Below are 15381 nucleotides of genomic sequence, written 5' to 3' on the forward strand. Positions count from 1 at the left end.
TAGACAATCTTAAATTTTGTCGGCGACAGTGGGGGACACCATCGGAAATCTCCATGACCTCGCTGCCATTTCTCTCGAAATCGAAATCGTCTCGTCTTCAGTTCTTCGGCCTCGGCTATTTTTTCCCGGCCATCCTTGCGGTCGCCGGCCTGCTGGTCGGCGTGGTCCGCGCCGATATCGAGAAGCGCGAGCAGTACCATGTGGCACAGCAGGTCAAGGCGGCTGAACAGCTCGCCAGAGTGGCCGCAAGTCTCGAGACCAATATTCATGGCAACGTCAATCTGATCTACGGACTGGTCGCCGCCATTGCCGCCAATCCGAACATCAACCAACCCCAATTCACGGCGCTTTCGGAGCGGGTTTTCGACGTTCCGTCACAGCTGCGCAATGTTGTCGCCGCCAAGGACCTGGTGGTCGGCCTGGTCTATCCCGAAGAGGCGAACAAGAAGGCCCTCGGCCTCGACTACCGCACCAACGAGCTGCAGCGGGATGCCGTGATGAGAGCGGTCGAGCGGCGGACGCTCGTCATCACCGGCCCGGTCAATCTGGTGCAGGGCGGCCAGGGGCTGATTGCGCGCTATCCGGTCTTCTCGCTTGCCAACGGCCGGTTCTGGGGTGTCGTTTCGGCGGTCATCGATCTCGATCGGCTCTATACGGACAGCAACGTCAATACCCAGCGGCAGACGCTGAACATCGCAATCTCGCAGCGGCCCATCCCCGCCGAGCGCGACATCTTCCTCGGAAACGGTGCGATATTTTCGCAAGACCCGGTCAAATCAAGGATCGAGCTCGGTTACGACACCTGGTATCTCGCAGCAGTCCCGAAGGGCGGATGGGAGGGCGCGCCGCTGGACATGTTCGGCTTCCGGGTCACCGCCCTTCTAATCGCCTTCTGCATCGCCGCGCCGCTCCTCTGGGCGGGCCTCTTGATGAAGCAACGCCACGGCAACATCCTCACCCTGCAGCAGCGCGAGGAACAGCTGGAAACGCTGTCCCAGCGCCTCGAACTGGCGCTCCAGGCCTCGGGCGTCGGCGTCTGGGAATATGAACCTTCGACCGATACGCTGATCTGGGATCGGCGCATGCGCGAGCTCTACGACTCTTCCCCGGACCGCACGGTTCGCGAATACGCGGACTGGCGCAATGCGCTGCATCCCGACGACGTGGAAGCCGCCGAAGCATACTTCCGCGACGCGCTCAAGAACGAAACAAGCTACCGCACCGAGTTCCGCGTCGTGTCCGGCAACGGCGAGATCCGTCACATCCGTGCACACGGCGCCACCTACCGGACCGCGGGAGGCGTCAAGCGGGTCGTCGGCGCCAATTGGGACGTTACCAGGGACGTTACGCTGCATTCCGAACTGCGGCAGGCGCAGACGAAGGCCGAGCTGCAGAACGACGAATTGCGTTCGGCAAGGCGCACGCTCGAACATCAGTCGCTGCACGACGCCTTGACGGGCCTGCCGAACCGGCGCTTCCTCGACCAGTTCATGACTGCCGGGGAGAAACAGGCTGCAGGTCACCGGCTGGCATTCATCCACATCGATCTCGATCGCTTCAAGGAAGTCAACGACACGCTCGGCCACGCGGCGGGCGACGCGGTCCTGAAGGCCACCACGTCCCGCCTGCTCGAATTGATCGACCACGACGAGTTCGCCTCGCGCATCGGCGGTGACGAATTCGTCGTCGTGACCGGGGGCGCGGAGCCGCAACGCCGGGCCGAATATCTCGCCCAGTCGATCGTCAGCACGCTTGCCCGCCCCATCGATATCGACGGGCATCAATGTCGCATCGGCTGCAGCGCCGGCATCGCATGCCAGACCGCAGCCGGCGAGGAACTGAGCCAGTTGCTGATCAATGCCGATATCGCGCTTTATGAAGCCAAGAAGCGCGGCCGCAACCGCGTCGAGCTGTTCTCCAAGGAACTGCGTTCGGCAGTGGTGCTGCGCAAGCGCATGTCCGACGAATTCTTGACCGCGCTCGAAGGCGACCAGATCATCCCTTTCTTCCAGCCGCAATTCGACGCGCATTCGCTCGCTATCGTCGGCGTCGAGGCGCTGGCGCGCTGGCAGCATCCCAAACGCGGCCTGCTGGCGCCGGACAGTTTCCTGGCGATCGCCGAGAGCTTGCACCGGTCGGCCGATATCGATGCGATCATCCTTGAAAAGGCGCTCTTCCAGTCGGTGAGATGGCGTGCGCTCGGGCTCGACATCCCGCATCTCTCTGTCAACATCTCGGCGCAGCGCCTGAAGGACGAAAGGCTGTTCAAACGACTGGCCGAACTGCCGATCATTCCTGGGACCCTGTCGTTCGAACTTCTCGAATCGATTTCCTTCGAAGATCAGGACAAGGAGCTGAGGTCGGCCATCCTCAGCCTCAAGGCGCTCGGTATCGATATCGAGATCGACGATTTCGGCACCGGCCACGCTTCGATCGTCAGCCTTATCGAACTCGGGCCCAAGCGGCTGAAAATCGACCGCAAGCTGATTGCCCCGCTCGAAGCTGCCGGCTCTCAACGCCGGCTGGTCGCCTCGATTATCGAGATAGGTCGCTCACAGGGCATTGAGATCGTTGCCGAAGGGGTGGAGACGGCAGCCCATGTGGACATCCTGCGCAGCCTCGGCTGCCAGACCCTGCAGGGTTACGTCTTCGCAAAGCCGATGCCGGCCAACGAGTTCATCACATTCGCGATCGATTGGGAGGCCGGCAACCATTCACGGTTCGCGTCATCGACGGCGCTGGTCGACTGAGCGGGGCCGCCGCCGGAAAAAATTGAAACCTCGCAAAACACCTGTTGACCCGGCCCCTGGGGTTGCCCCGATAGGAGGAGCGGTCAACAACCGACGAGGTGATTCCTTGAGTTCTTCCGCACATTACCTGAGCCCGTCCGACGCCGCCGAACGGCTCGGCATATCGCCAAAGGCGCTGCGCCTTTATGAACAGCGGGGCCTGATCGCCCCTGTCCGCACCGCCGCCGGATGGCGGACCTACGGCCCGGTCGAAATGACCCGCGCCGGCGAGATCGCTGCATTGCGAGCCCTCGGCCTCAGCCTCGCGCAGGTGGCGCGCGTGCTGAAAGGCGAGGCACAGGAACTCGCTCCAGCACTTGCCGCCCATCAGGCGAAGCTCGAAGCGGAGGCCCGAAGGATCGCCGAAACGGTCGAAAAAGTCCGCAATCTGCGCGCGGGCCTTGCCGGCGGCGAACCGCCGGGGCTGCACGAGTTGACGCGGCTGGCGCGGCCGGCGGCCGAGATCGCCGCGGCTTTCGACCTTCCCTGGCCCTGGGGCGGCGAACGCTTCGAGCTCAGGGATATAAGACCGCTCAACTACGTCATCGGCCCGCTCGGCAGCGGCAAGACCCGGTTCGCCCGGGCGATCGCCGGACATCTGCCGGGCGCGGTCTTCGTCGACCTTGATCGCGCCGCCAACGATGCCGCCGAGGCCCGGGCACGGATGGAAACCGATCCGGCGCTGAAGCAGCGCGTCGAGCAGGCGCTCGCCTGGCTCGTTGAGGAAGGCGCAGCCGTCACGCCCGCGCTCACCGCCCTCCTCGTCGCGATCGAAGCCGATGCGGCCCGCATCCCGGTCATCGACATGATCGAGCAGGGTCTGGACCAGCCATCGCAGGAGGCGGTGTTGGCCTATCTGCGCAACCGCGGTCCCGGCGCCCGTCCGCTCTTCATCATGACCCGCTCCTCGGCGATCCTCGATCTCGGCGCCGTCGGACCGGACGAGGCGATCATCCTCTGCCCCGCCAACCACAGCCCGCCGAGCCGCGTTGCACCCATTCCGGGCGCGCCGGGTTACGAGGCCGTCGCCACCTGCCTTGCCACGCCCGACGTCCGCGCCCGCACCGAAGGCGTCATTGCCTGGCGTCCGCAGGTCGCCTGAACACACAGGTGGAAAAGTCTGCCGGTCGTCCGGCAGGCGCCATCCTTGGTAACGCGAGCCGCAAACAACAAAAAGCCCCGCGGCGGCAGCCGGCGGGGCTTTTCAAATTCAAATGGCAGAGAGCGATCAGATTTCGCTCTGCGACGTCACGATCCTCGAAACCAGGCCGTAGACCTTGGCTTCTTCGGCTGACAGCCAATAATCGCGGTCCGTGTCGGCGGCGATCTTCTCGACCGACTGGCCAGTGGCTTCAGCCATGATCCTGTTCAGCCGCTCGTTCATCTTGATGATTTCGCGGGCCTGGATCTCGATATCGGATGCCATGCCGCGGGTGCCGCCGGACGGTTGATGAAGCAGGAAGCGGGTGTTCGGCAAGCAGATGCGGCGTTCCTTCGGAACGGACACATAGATCAGCGCGCCGGCCGATGCGACCCAGCCCGTACCGATCATCCAGACCTTCGGCTTGATGAACTTGATCATGTCATGGATCGAATCGCCCGATTCCACGTGGCCGCCGGGCGAGCTCACATAGACGCGGATGTCTTCGTCGCTGGCGGCGGCAAGCGCCACGAGCTGCGTGTTGACCTTCTGCGCCAGTTCCTGGGTAATCGTTCCATAGATGAAGATCGAACGCGACTTGAAAAGATTCGCTTCCGTTTCCTTGCCGAGCGGCAGTTCCTTGGTCTTGTCGTCCTTGTCGTCTTCGTCGTCGAGCACGCTGAGAGTCTCCTGCATCAGATTCATATACCGGACATAATGTGTTCGCCGCCGTAAAACAATGGAGCGTAGAGTCTAAGACGGCACCTTCCACGGACTAAGGTGAATGACGTAGTACCGAGCCTTCCGTCGCGGCAATTGCCGATGGACAGCCACAAGGCGCTTGCCTATCTTCGCAGTCATTCCGCATGCACATAATTTCCAGGGGACCCAAATGCTGAAACGCCTTTCGCTCGCCGCCGCCATTCTTGCCGCCGCCACCGCACCTGCCTTCGCGCATCTCAATCCGGCAGAACACGGATCGCTCCTCTCAGGTTTCTCCCATCCGCTGTTCGGCGCCGACCATATCCTAGTCATGGTCGCAGTCGGCCTCTGGGCGGCGCAGATCGGAGCCGGCAGCAGCCGCAATGCGCTGTGGATCGTCCCCGCAGCTTTCGTCGGCACCATGGCCGCCGGCTTCCTGCTCGCGCTCGGCGGCATAAGCCTTCCGTTCGTCGAACCGGCGATCCTCGCCTCGGTCATCGGGCTTGGCCTGCTTGTCGCAACGGCGGTGAAACTGCCGGTTCCGGCGGCGGCTGCCGTGGTCGGCGTCTTCGCGCTGTTCCACGGTCACGCCCATGGCGGCGAACTCGGCTCGGCAGGCGCCTTGCAGTTCGGCATCGGCTTCATGATCGCCACCGCCCTCCTGCATGCCGCCGGCATCGCGCTCGGCTTCGGCATTGCCCGGCTCAGCCCTTACATCGCCCGTATCCTCGGCGCCGCGACCGCGCTTCTCGGTATGTCGCTGGCATTCGCGTGAGCCCCGGTCACGCGCCAAGATTACCGAAATGTAAGGGATCCCGGCTTTGAAATGCCGGAATCCCTGCCTACCTTGTTGTTCACGGCAACGCCCCCAAGGAGGCAAGCATGTCACCCGAAGAACGCCAGCTCCTCACCGCCCTTTTCGACCGCGTCCGCACCGCCGCAGCCACCCCGCGCGACCGCGACGCCGAAACCCTCATCGACCAGGCCACCCGCGAACAGCCCTACGCCACCTACTACCTGGCACAGGCCGTGATCGTGCAGGAAAAGGGCCTCGAAGCCGCCGCCAACCACATCAAGGAACTGGAAGACCGCGTCCGCCAGCTCGAAGCGGAGACGAGCGATCATCACCGTGCCGAACAGAGCGGCGGGTTCCTGAGCTCGATCTTCGGCACCGGCCAGGCCCAGCAATCCCCCGCCCCGCAGCCCGGTCTTCGAACCGGCCCCGGTCCGCTGCAAGCGCCCCAGGCAGGCCCTCAGTCGGGCCCATGGGGCAGCGCCCCACGCCAGAACTACCGCACCGGCAGCGACTATGATGACGGTTATCGTGCGCCTCCGCCGCCTGCCGCACCCTGGAGCGGCCAGACATCGGTTCCCTCAGCCGGTGGCAGCTTCCTGCGCGGCGCGCTCGGCACCGCAGCCGGCGTCGCGGGCGGCATGCTGCTCGCCAATTCGCTCTCCGGCATCTTCGGCAGCCACATGAACTCCCTCGGCTGGGGCTCGCCGCTCGCCGGCAGCAACCCGTTCGGCAGCGGCAGCGGTCCTGTCGAGGAAACCGTCATCAACAACAACTATTTCGGGGATGACGCGGTCCGCCAGGCCTCGGGTAACGACAGCACCGCCGCCAACACCAACGATGGGCCCGACAATTCTGGCTCGAATGCCGGCCTGCAGCAGGCCGATTACGGCAACGACGACTTTTCCGACGACCAGCCGGATTTCGACAACAGCGACATGGGCAGCGACGATTCGATGGATGTGTGAGTGAGAGGCTCTGCGGTGGCTGAAGCGCCGGGTCCCTTGATGTAAGGACGGAAGGCCTACCTTCGACGTTGGAGTGCGTCCGCCCCCCTCTGCCTTGCCGGGCATCTCCCCCACAGGTGGGGAGATCGGCTGGGCGCTTGCTCACCGCCTCAAGTTTCACGCCTCATTCTGCGTGGTCTGGCTGTTCGAGGTCTGTCGGGGAACGGCGGTCGCGCCACTTGTGATCTCCCCACCCGTGGGGGAGATGCCCGGCAGGGCAGAGGGGGGCTGGCGGATTCCAACATCAATGTCGATCGCACGCCACACTCGCTCGGTTTTGAAGTGACGGGATGAAAGAGCCTGCCGCACCATCCCGGCGCTTAAAACGCTCCACTGGAGCGTTTTGCCGGCAAGCCGTTGCGCCTCACCCACGCCCGCGATACGTCGCGACCCCCTGCTCCGGCAGCCACACCCCTGCCGGCGCCTCGCCCGTCTGCCAGAACACGTCGATCGGAATGCCGCCGCGCGGATACCAGTAGGCGCCGATCCTCAGCCACTTCGGGGCGAGCAGATCCACGATCCGCTTGGCGATGTAGATCGAGCAGTCCTCATGGAACGCGCCGTGGTTCCGGAACGAATGCAGGAACAGCTTCAGCGACTTCGATTCCACCAGGAACCCGTCCGGAATATAGTCGATGACGATATGCGCGAAATCCGGCTGGCCGGTCATCGGGCAGAGGGAGGTGAATTCCGGTGCCGTGAAGCGCACCACGTAATCGGTGCCCTGGTTGCCGTTCGGCACCTTTTCCAGCACTGCGGTCTCGGGGCTCCGCGGAGCCTCCACCTGGGATCCGAGCTGCGAGAGCCCGGTGACATCGGTCATCGTCATTTGCCTGTTCCTTCAACGTCTACTTTCTGTCCATGGGCACGCTCGCCTTCGGGCTCCACATGGATTGCCAATGTGGCGCCGGCAATACTCGCTTTGATCGCATCTTCCAAGCGGTCACAGATCGCATGCGCTTCTGCGACGCTCATGCCAGCCGGTACGACCAGATGGAAATCGATGAAGACAGCCGCCCCCGCCCGGCGCGATTTCAAGTCGTGGACACCGAGGGCGCCGACCGAATGGGTAGCGATCGCCTCGCGCACCGCCGCCTCCTCGTCCGGCTCCAGCGCCCGGTCCATCAGCCCGCCGATGGAGTGGGCGATCACCTTGTAGCCCTGCCAGAGGATGTTGATCGCGACCAGGATGGCGAGCACCGGGTCGAGGATCGCGTATCCAGTGACAACGGCGAGGACGAGGCCGACGAAGACCCCGGCCGAAGTCACCACGTCGGACATGATGTGCCGGCCATCGGCTGCCATTGCAGGCGAATAATGGGCGGTGCCGACCCGGATCAGCGTCGTCGCCCAGGCAGCGTTGATGACCGCCGCCAGTCCGTTGATCGCCAGGCCCAGCACCGGCGCATCCGGCAGTTTCGGCGAGAACAGTCCGTCCCAAGCCTCGCTGAGGATCAGGAACGCCGCGACGATGATCAACCCGCCTTCGACGACCGCAGAAATGTATTCCGCCTTGTGATGGCCGAACTGATGGTCGTGGTCTGCCGGTCGCTGTGCATAGCGGATGACGAAATAGGCGATGAAGGCGGCGGCGACATTGACGAAGGATTCGAGCCCGTCCGACAGCAGCGCGACGGAGCCCGTCATCCACCAGGCCAGCATCTTCAAGAACATGACGCCGAGCGACAGCGGCATGCCCCAGAAGGCCAGCCGCTCGACGATTTTGACTTCCCTCGCCACCATGTCTTCCTTTTTGCGCGTGCGAATGATTTGCAGGACCGAAGGCCCAAAACGGCGAAACCGCCGCAGCGAGATCGTCTCGCTGCGGCGGTTCCGGATAGCCTGCATATGGCTCAGATGAGCCGGTTTGTCAAAGGCCCTTTGTCAAAGGGCCGGCTGGCGTAATCGGTTCTCGTCGGATCGCGTCGCGGCAGCGGCGGCCAGTTCCGCCTCCTCCGCGATATCCTCCGCCGTCTCGCCTCCCCGCCCGAGGAAAAGGAACACCACGACCGCTGTCAGTGCCGTGATCGCGGTCAGCAGCCACAGGAGCGAGGAGAACCCGTGGCTGTAACCCTGCAGCAGGGCCACCTGTCCCATCGACGGCAGCAGTCCCGCCGCATCCCGCAGGTCGCCGGTCACCAGCCGCTGGGCAATCGCGCCCGCCTGGTCGCCGGCGCCGCTGCCGAGGTTCGCGCTGGTGAGCGCCGAAAGCACCGCCGTCACCACCGCAAGCGCCACACCTTCGCCGGCAACCCGCGTGGTGCTGAAAATGCCGGTCGCCATGCCGGCTCTTTCCTTCGGGACGACGCTGACGGCGAGACCGTCCATCAGGCCCCAGGGCAGGCTGATGCCGACGCCGATCGTCACGAGCGGCGCAATCAGCGCCACTGGCGCGGAGCCCACCGGAAACTGGCTGAGCCAGAACAGGCCGGCCGCCGAAATCGCCAGGCCGGCGCCACAAATCGTCGCCGGCGCGAACCAGCGCGTCAGCAGCCCGGCGGCGATCGGCAGGACGAGGAGCGGCCCGGACAGCGCGATCATCATCCGCCCGCCGGCGATCTCGTCCATGCCCTCGATGCCGATGAACCGCACCGGCAGGAGGATGAGCAGCACCACGAATGCATAGGCCGGCGCCGCTGCCAGCAATTGCACGCCGACGAAACGCGGATAACGAAACAACGTGAGGTCGAGCATCGGCCGCGCCACGGTCCGTTCGATCAGCACGAAGGCGAGGAAAACCAAGACGGCTACCAGAAGCATGACGATGACAAGCGGGTCGCCCCAGCCGCTTTCCGGCGCCTGGAGCACGCCGAAAGTCAGAGCGGTCAGCGCCGCGGTGAAACTGAGCGCTCCCTTCCAGTCGAGACCGGAAGCATCGGGATCGCGCGATTCCCGCATGAAGATTGCGCCGAGCATCAGTGCGACGGCCGCCAGTGCGACGACCAGCATGAAGATTGCCGGCCAGCCGAACATGGCGATCATCCATCCCGATGCGATCGGCCCGAAGGCGAGCCCGATGCCGAAACTGGCGCCGACGATGCTGAAAGCCCTGAGCCGTGCCGCGCCGTCGAATTCCTGCGCGAGCGACGCCATGCCGCCAGAAAAGGCGGCTGCCGCGCCGATGCCCTGCAGCGCCCGCAGCACATCGAACCAGACGATATCGCCCGCGAAGGCGAGACCGATCGAAAACAGCGCGAAGATACCGAGGCCGCTCAGGAAAATTCGCTTGCGCCCATAACTGTCAGCGAGCGCGCCGGCGGCCATCAGGGTGCTGCCGAAGGAAAGCATGAAGGCATTGGTGGCCCAGTTGAGGGCAATCGGGCTGCCGCCGAGCGCACGGCTGATGGCGGGCAGGCCGACGGCCGTGCCGGTGAAGGTGAGCGGCATAGCGGCCGCCGCGCAGCAGACTGCGAACAGAACGAACAGCCGTCCGGCCGCCGTTGCAGCATGTGTGTTGTCTCTCATATCCGAGATTCCGCTGTGTTGGAGCAAAAAGAAAGGCTGGCGGCCTGGGAGAAGCCGTCACCCAAACCGATCCGGCCGGAAGGGTATCAATTGACCAACACAAGATAGTTTTGACACAATGATTAGAAAATCCTCCGTCTGTTCCTTATATGACGGAAGAAAACGCTCGAATGGGAGAGGGTTATGGATCGCCTGGGTGGACTGACGGCCTTCGTGCGCACCGCTGATCTCGGCAGTTTCGTCGCAGCCGGCCGAGTGCTCGGCCTTTCGGCTTCGGCGGTCGGCAAGGCCGTCACCAATCTCGAAAAGGATGTCGGCGTCCGGCTTTTCCAGCGCTCGACGCGCAGCTTGCGCCTGACCGAAGAAGGCCGGCTGTTCCACGAACGCTGCCGTCGCGTGCTGGACGACCTCAACGATGCCGAAGCCTCGCTTGCAAGCGCCATCGCCGTGCCGCGCGGAAAACTCAGGGTCAGCGTGCCGATCGTCACCTATCATCTTCTGCTGCCGGTGCTGCCGGAATTCGTCGAGCGTTACCCCGAGATCGAACTCGATCTCGATTTCAACGACCGGGTCGTCGACCTGATCGACGAAGAGGTCGACGTGGCGATCCGCAGCGGCAACCTGCCGGACTCGCGGCTGATGTCACGGACACTCAGGCCTTTCCAGATGCTTCTCTGCGCCGCGCCTTCCTACCTGGAACGCCACGGCACTCCCGAATGCCCGCGCGAGCTCGACGGCCATCTGGCGATCCGTTTCCGCTATCCGAACAGCCGCAAGATCCAGGATTTGCCGATCACCCTGCCGCCCGAAGGTGCCGAGCCGCACCTGCGCACGGCGCTCACCTGCAACAACATGGAGGCGCTGCGCCACACGGTCATCGCCGGCCTCGGCATCGGCTGCATGCCGGACTTTCTGGCAAGGGAACCGGTCGCCGACGGCCGACTGCGGACGATCCTCGACGAACACCTCAACGCCCCCGGCCAGTTCCACCTCCTCTGGCCCTCCAGTCGACACCTGTCGCCGAAAGTGCGGGTGCTGGTCGATTTTTTGAGCGAGAAACTGTTTGCAGAGAGGTGCGAGAGGTTGCCGGCGGCGGAGGCTTCGCTGTTGGCGGATGCCGCTGAATAACGACTGACAGATCGCTCCGCCAGTCTTTGGGCCAACCCTACCCGAACACCACCGCCATCCCGATGCTGTCGATATACCGCCCGTCGATCCTCACCGCGTCGCGCGCCACGCCCTCGCGCACGAAGCCGACCTTTTCATAGAGCGCGATGGCGCGCAGGTTGTCGGCGTGCACATGCAGCTCGACGCGGTGGAAGCCGCGGTCTCGGGCCTGCCCGACCGCGGCGCGGATCAGCCGCGTGCCGAGCCCCTTTTCGCGATAGCCGGGGATGATGCCCATGCCGAGCGTGCCGCAATGGGCATGTGTCGGCTGGGGATACCGGCGGATGTCGCACCAGCCGACCACGTCGCCGCCGGCAACGGCGACGACCTGCGGATGGCCGTTCTCGATCATGTCGAGCACGAATGTCCGCACGCTTTCGAGCGGCGGCGCCTCCAGGAAGGTCAGATATTTCCGCTCGCGCGAGACCGTGTCGAGCGCCTTGTGGAAGCTCTCGATATGGTCCTCGCGGATAGAGTCGATCGCGATGGCTTCGGCCGACACCTTACGCCGCCTTGGTCTTTGCCCGCCGCGACAGATGTGCCACGACGTTTTCGATCATCCGCATGCCGGCATCGCCGCCGAGCGTCATGATCGATTCCGGGTGGAACTGCACCGCCGCCACCGGCTCCTTGACGTGCTCGATGCCCATGATCGTGCCGTCTTCGCTTTCGGCGGTGATCATGAAATCCGGATGCAGCGTCTTCGGATCGGCGAAGATCGAGTGGTAGCGCCCGACAGTGACTTCCTTGGCGAGCCCGGAGAAGACGATGCCCGGCTCCAGCACTCGGATGCGCGACGGCTTGCCGTGCATCGGCAGCGCCAGGTGTCTCAGTTCCCCACCATAGGCTTCGGCCAGCGCCTGCAGGCCGAGGCAGACGCCAAAGATCGGCAAGCCTTTCGAGCGCGCCATCTTGATGGTCGCCTTGCAGTCGAAATCCTTCGGATTGCCGGGCCCGGGCGAAAGCACGACGAGGTCCGGATCGAAGCGGTCGAACACCTCTTCCGGCACCGGCGTGCGCACGGTCGAGACAGTCGCACCCGTCTGACGGAAGTAATTGGCGAGCGTATGGACAAAACTGTCCTCGTGATCGACGAGCAGGATTTTTACCCCCTGCCCCACCCGCGCCACGTCGCGGCCGGCTTTCGCCGCATTGCCGGCCTTTGCATCACGGATCGCTGTCAGCATAGCGGACGCCTTCAGTTCGGTTTCGGCTTCTTCCTCATTCGGATCGCTGTCGTTGAGCAGCGTCGCGCCGGCGCGCACCTCGGCAATGCCGTCCTTGATGCGGATGGTGCGCAGCGTAAGCCCGGTATTCATATCACCGTTAAAACCGACCATACCGATCGCCCCGCCATACCAGGCGCGCGGGCTCTTTTCGTGGTTCTCGATGAACCTCATCGCCCAAAGCTTCGGCGCACCCGTTACGGTGACGGCCCAGGCGTGGCTGAGAAAACCGTCGAACGCGTCCATGTCGGGCCTGAGACGCCCTTCGATATGGTCGACGGTGTGGATGAGCCGCGAATACATCTCGATCTGCCGGCGGCCGATCACCTTCACCGAACCCGGCTCGCAGACGCGGGATTTGTCGTTGCGGTCGACATCCGAGCACATGGTGAGTTCGGACTCGTCCTTCTTGGAATTCAGGAGCTTGAGGATCTGTTCCGAGTCGGCGATCGGATCTTCGCCACGCTTGATCGTGCCCGAAATCGGGCAGGTCTCGATGCGCCGGCCCGACACTCGCACGAACATTTCCGGCGAGGCGCCGACCAGATATTCCTGATGGCCGAGATTGATGAAGAAGGAATAGGGCGATGGATTGATCGCCTTCAGCCGGTTGGAGATTTCCGAAGGCTTCGAGTCGCAGCGCTCCATGAACTTCTGCCCCGGCACCACTTCGAACAGGTCGCCGCGGCGGAAACTTTCCTTCGCCTTGGTGACGAGGGCCGCATATTCGCCGGGCCGATGGTCGCCCTTCGGCGGTATCGTATCATTGCGCTGGAAGGGATCGGGTGCGATCTCCTGGTCCTTGCCCTCGGTGGTCACGCCATCCTTGGAAAAGTCGTAGCGATCGATCCAGGCCTTGGCCGCATGATGGTCGACGACGAGGATTTCATCCGGCAGGAATAGGACCATGTCGCGCTGGTCTTCCGGACGCTGCATCGAAAGCTTGATCGCATCGAACTGGAAGGCGATGTCGTAACCAAAGGCGCCGAACAGGCCGATCGCCGAATCCGCTTCCGAATGGAACAGGTCGACGATTGCCCGCAGCACGGAAAACACCGTCGGCATCTTCGAGCGCTCTTCCTCGGTGAACACGCGCGTCGGCTCGTTGACGGTGAGGTCGAGGCGCCGGTCCGTCCGTTCCCCGAGCGTCAGCTCGGCCACCGTCTTCAGCTTGTCCGCGACAAAACCGAGCAGCACCTCGCCGCGGCCGTTAAAGGCCTCGATCCACACCCGGCGGCCATTCGAAGAGATGCCGAGCGGGGGATCGGCGATCGCCGTATCCCAGCGGGTATAACGGCCCGGATATTCGTAGTTGGAAGAAAATACCGCGCCGCGCCGCTCGTCGAGCCTGTCGACATAGGAGGAGATCGCATCCGCATAGGGTGCGGCGCGCCGCTGGCGGCTGACCGCAATCCCGCCCCTTGTCTCGTAGACTTCCGAACCGTCATCCCGAATGATCGTTACCATTGTCCTGCCTCTCCAATGTCTTTGCCCGGGTGCCTGCGGCGGATAACAAAAAAGCCGCCTCGGGTTCCGGGCGGCTTGTGGTCTTGTCGATGGACATGACTGGTCAAGGCCGCGTTGAGCGTGCCGGCCACCAGTTAGCAATGGTCATCGAGTTCATCATGGGCCGAATTGTTAGCTGGGGTTTTCGAGCCGCGCAAGCGAATTTCCACGAGCCGGAAACAGAATTCTGGCGCTGCGATGCGACCAAAACCGGAGAGACGCGTTTAGCGTCCCGCAAGGATCGAAGAAACGCAGCCGAGAAGGATACGGCATGCAGCATCCGTGGATCGCAATTCTCGCAGGCCTGCCCCTGATCATCGGAGCCGGGCTGCCGCCCGAAAGACCGATATCCCAACACTCCAACGTCCCGCCCGGCGTCGTGGAAGTGAACTTCCTGACCCGCCTTCTGCAGGACGGATCGCATGATCGCGCACCGCGCCGCCGCGCGTCCCCGCGATCACAGGGACGCACTGCAATTCCCGAACCGCCGGCGCTGGCAAACGTTCCCCTGCCAATCCCGAAGCCCGTCGAAGAGGTGCAGAAACCGACCGAGGCGCCTCAGCAGGCGGAGCGCCCCGCCGAAAAACCCGCCGTTCCCGAGACACCGGCACCGGTGGCGCAGAACCGGCCCAACGGAAATCCGGCCGAAAATCCTGAAAAGCCGCCCGTTGTCGAGCAACCCGGCACGGCTTCCGAGCCGGCCCATGAGGCCGAAGTTCCGAAGCCCCTGCCAAAGCCGGGCGCCACGGCCGCCGAGGCGCAGCCGATTGACAAACCTGGCCAGGCGGCGACGCCCGAAACGGATGCGGCAAAGCCGGAGACCAAGCAGAGCGAAACCAAGCCGGACGGCAAGCAACCGGACGAGCAGAAGGCAGAAGCCCCTCCGCCACCTCCGCCGCCACCGCTTGTCAAGGAAGACCCCGAAGAGCTGAAGGCTTGCCTTGCCGAGCTCACCTCGCTCGGCGCGAAATTCGAAGCCACCGATCCGATCGACGAGGGCAATGGCTGCGGCATAGAGAGCCCTATCGACGTTGCCACAGTCCTGCCGGGGGTCGAGGTCGGCGGTGCGACGATGCGCTGCAAGACGGCGGTCAGTCTGGCGCACTGGCTGAAGGACACCGTCCAGCCGGCGCTCAATATCGCCATGCCTGGCCGCAGGATCACCGGCCTCGTGCCCGGCTCCACCTATGCCTGCCGCCTGCGCAACAGCGCCTCGACGGGCAAGATTTCCGAACATGCCCGCGGCAACGCCTTCGACGTCGCCGCGTTCAAGCTCGATAACGGCGAGAAGCTGGAGATGAAGCCTAGGGCCGAGGACTCGACCATGGAAGGCGCCTTCCAGCGCACCGCCACCGCCGGCGCCTGCCTCCACTTCACCACCGTCCTGTCACCAGGCAGCGACGCCGCCCACCAAAACCATCTCCATCTCGACGTGCTGGAGCGGAAGGACGGGTACCGGTATTGCCGGTAGGCCGTCTGCCGCCCGCCACAACGCACGCATAGCGCGCATTCCGGCCACGCAGATGTTGAGATTGAGACGGCGGCGCGGCAGGTTGAATGAGCCTGAGGATGCGCCGGATCTGAA

General features: G+C 64.0%; 13 protein-coding genes. 7 read left to right on the forward strand and 6 right to left on the reverse strand.

The features are described 5' to 3' along the window. Window positions 1-53 precede the first annotated feature (53 nt). Window positions 54-2750, forward strand: coding sequence for a bifunctional diguanylate cyclase/phosphodiesterase (locus ACZ9IU_RS15290; protein ID WP_051899775.1), 2697 nt, complete (start codon window positions 54-56; stop codon window positions 2748-2750). A 106-nt stretch (window positions 2751-2856) separates the two neighbouring features. Further along, entirely contained in the window at window positions 2857-3891 is a 1035-nt protein-coding gene (locus tag ACZ9IU_RS15295; RefSeq protein WP_038544295.1) for a MerR family transcriptional regulator, read from the forward strand. A 126-nt stretch (window positions 3892-4017) separates the two neighbouring features. Here the strand turns inward: ACZ9IU_RS15295 and ACZ9IU_RS15300 are convergent, their stop codons facing one another. Next, complete coding sequence (locus ACZ9IU_RS15300; RefSeq protein WP_244446555.1) at window positions 4018-4608, reverse strand: ATP-dependent Clp protease proteolytic subunit; 591 nt, start codon at window positions 4606-4608, stop codon at window positions 4018-4020. 214 nt (window positions 4609-4822) lie between these two features. Between ACZ9IU_RS15300 and ACZ9IU_RS15305 the strand changes: the two genes are divergently transcribed. Beyond that, the gene (locus ACZ9IU_RS15305) at window positions 4823-5407 is read left to right on the forward strand and encodes a HupE/UreJ family protein (protein WP_038544297.1); all 585 of its coding nucleotides are present in this window, start codon (window positions 4823-4825) and stop codon (window positions 5405-5407) included. 107 nt (window positions 5408-5514) lie between these two features. Then, window positions 5515-6393, forward strand: coding sequence for a DUF2076 domain-containing protein (locus ACZ9IU_RS15310; RefSeq protein ID WP_038544299.1), 879 nt, complete (start codon window positions 5515-5517; stop codon window positions 6391-6393). 403 nt (window positions 6394-6796) lie between these two features. Here the strand turns inward: ACZ9IU_RS15310 and queF are convergent, their stop codons facing one another. The 3 genes from queF to ACZ9IU_RS15325 form a co-directional block, all read right to left on the reverse strand. Beyond that, window positions 6797-7261: a preQ(1) synthase gene (gene queF, locus ACZ9IU_RS15315; protein ID WP_038544303.1), complete on the reverse strand. Its 465-nt coding sequence runs from the start codon at window positions 7259-7261 to the stop codon at window positions 6797-6799. Continuing rightward, a complete protein-coding gene (locus ACZ9IU_RS15320) occupies window positions 7258-8175 on the reverse strand; it encodes a cation diffusion facilitator family transporter (RefSeq protein WP_038549471.1) in 918 nt (305 codons plus the stop codon). Before ACZ9IU_RS15320 ends, queF begins: the two co-directional genes overlap by 4 nt. Before the next feature lie 141 nt (window positions 8176-8316). Continuing rightward, a complete protein-coding gene (locus ACZ9IU_RS15325) occupies window positions 8317-9897 on the reverse strand; it encodes an MFS transporter (RefSeq protein WP_051899776.1) in 1581 nt (526 codons plus the stop codon). A gap of 183 nt (window positions 9898-10080) precedes the next feature. Between ACZ9IU_RS15325 and ACZ9IU_RS15330 the strand changes: the two genes are divergently transcribed. Continuing rightward, a complete protein-coding gene (locus ACZ9IU_RS15330) occupies window positions 10081-11025 on the forward strand; it encodes a LysR family transcriptional regulator (RefSeq protein WP_038544305.1) in 945 nt (314 codons plus the stop codon). Window positions 11026-11062: 37 nt separating this feature from the next. On the opposite strand, the gene ACZ9IU_RS15335 is transcribed toward ACZ9IU_RS15330, so the two are convergent. Together ACZ9IU_RS15335 and ACZ9IU_RS15340 are read right to left on the reverse strand one after the other, a co-directional pair. Next, window positions 11063-11566: a GNAT family N-acetyltransferase gene (locus tag ACZ9IU_RS15335; protein ID WP_038544307.1), complete on the reverse strand. Its 504-nt coding sequence runs from the start codon at window positions 11564-11566 to the stop codon at window positions 11063-11065. Between the two features lies 1 nt (window position 11567). Next, window positions 11568-13757, reverse strand: coding sequence for an anthranilate synthase (locus ACZ9IU_RS15340; protein WP_038544309.1), 2190 nt, complete (start codon window positions 13755-13757; stop codon window positions 11568-11570). Here ACZ9IU_RS15340 and ACZ9IU_RS15345 point away from each other — a divergent pair. Together ACZ9IU_RS15345 and ACZ9IU_RS15350 are read left to right on the forward strand one after the other, a co-directional pair. Further along, complete coding sequence (locus ACZ9IU_RS15345; RefSeq protein ID WP_157885154.1) at window positions 13757-14110, forward strand: hypothetical protein; 354 nt, start codon at window positions 13757-13759, stop codon at window positions 14108-14110. The genes ACZ9IU_RS15340 and ACZ9IU_RS15345 overlap by 1 nt on opposite strands. Beyond that, window positions 14068-15267 carry an extensin family protein gene (locus tag ACZ9IU_RS15350; protein WP_051899777.1) on the forward strand — a complete coding sequence of 400 codons (1200 nt, stop codon included), beginning with the start codon at window positions 14068-14070 and terminating at the stop codon, window positions 15265-15267. Before ACZ9IU_RS15345 ends, ACZ9IU_RS15350 begins: the two co-directional genes overlap by 43 nt. Window positions 15268-15381: the final 114 nt, after the last annotated feature.

The organism is Mesorhizobium sp. USDA 4132, from assembly GCF_056279545.1.

Coding starts and splice junctions, on each gene's coding strand:
- ACZ9IU_RS15290 (WP_051899775.1), top strand. CDS start 54: ATGACCTCGCTGCCATTTCTCTCGAAATCGAAATCGTCTCGTCTTCAG.
- ACZ9IU_RS15305 (WP_038544297.1), top strand. CDS start 4,823: ATGCTGAAACGCCTTTCGCTCGCCGCCGCCATTCTTGCCGCCGCCACC.
- ACZ9IU_RS15310 (WP_038544299.1), top strand. CDS start 5,515: ATGTCACCCGAAGAACGCCAGCTCCTCACCGCCCTTTTCGACCGCGTC.
- queF (WP_038544303.1), bottom strand. CDS start 7,261: ATGACGATGACCGATGTCACCGGGCTCTCGCAGCTCGGATCCCAGGTG.
- ACZ9IU_RS15320 (WP_038549471.1), bottom strand. CDS start 8,175: ATGGTGGCGAGGGAAGTCAAAATCGTCGAGCGGCTGGCCTTCTGGGGC.
- ACZ9IU_RS15325 (WP_051899776.1), bottom strand. CDS start 9,897: ATGAGAGACAACACACATGCTGCAACGGCGGCCGGACGGCTGTTCGTT.
- ACZ9IU_RS15330 (WP_038544305.1), top strand. CDS start 10,081: ATGGATCGCCTGGGTGGACTGACGGCCTTCGTGCGCACCGCTGATCTC.
- ACZ9IU_RS15340 (WP_038544309.1), bottom strand. CDS start 13,757: ATGGTAACGATCATTCGGGATGACGGTTCGGAAGTCTACGAGACAAGG.
- ACZ9IU_RS15350 (WP_051899777.1), top strand. CDS start 14,068: ATGCAGCATCCGTGGATCGCAATTCTCGCAGGCCTGCCCCTGATCATC.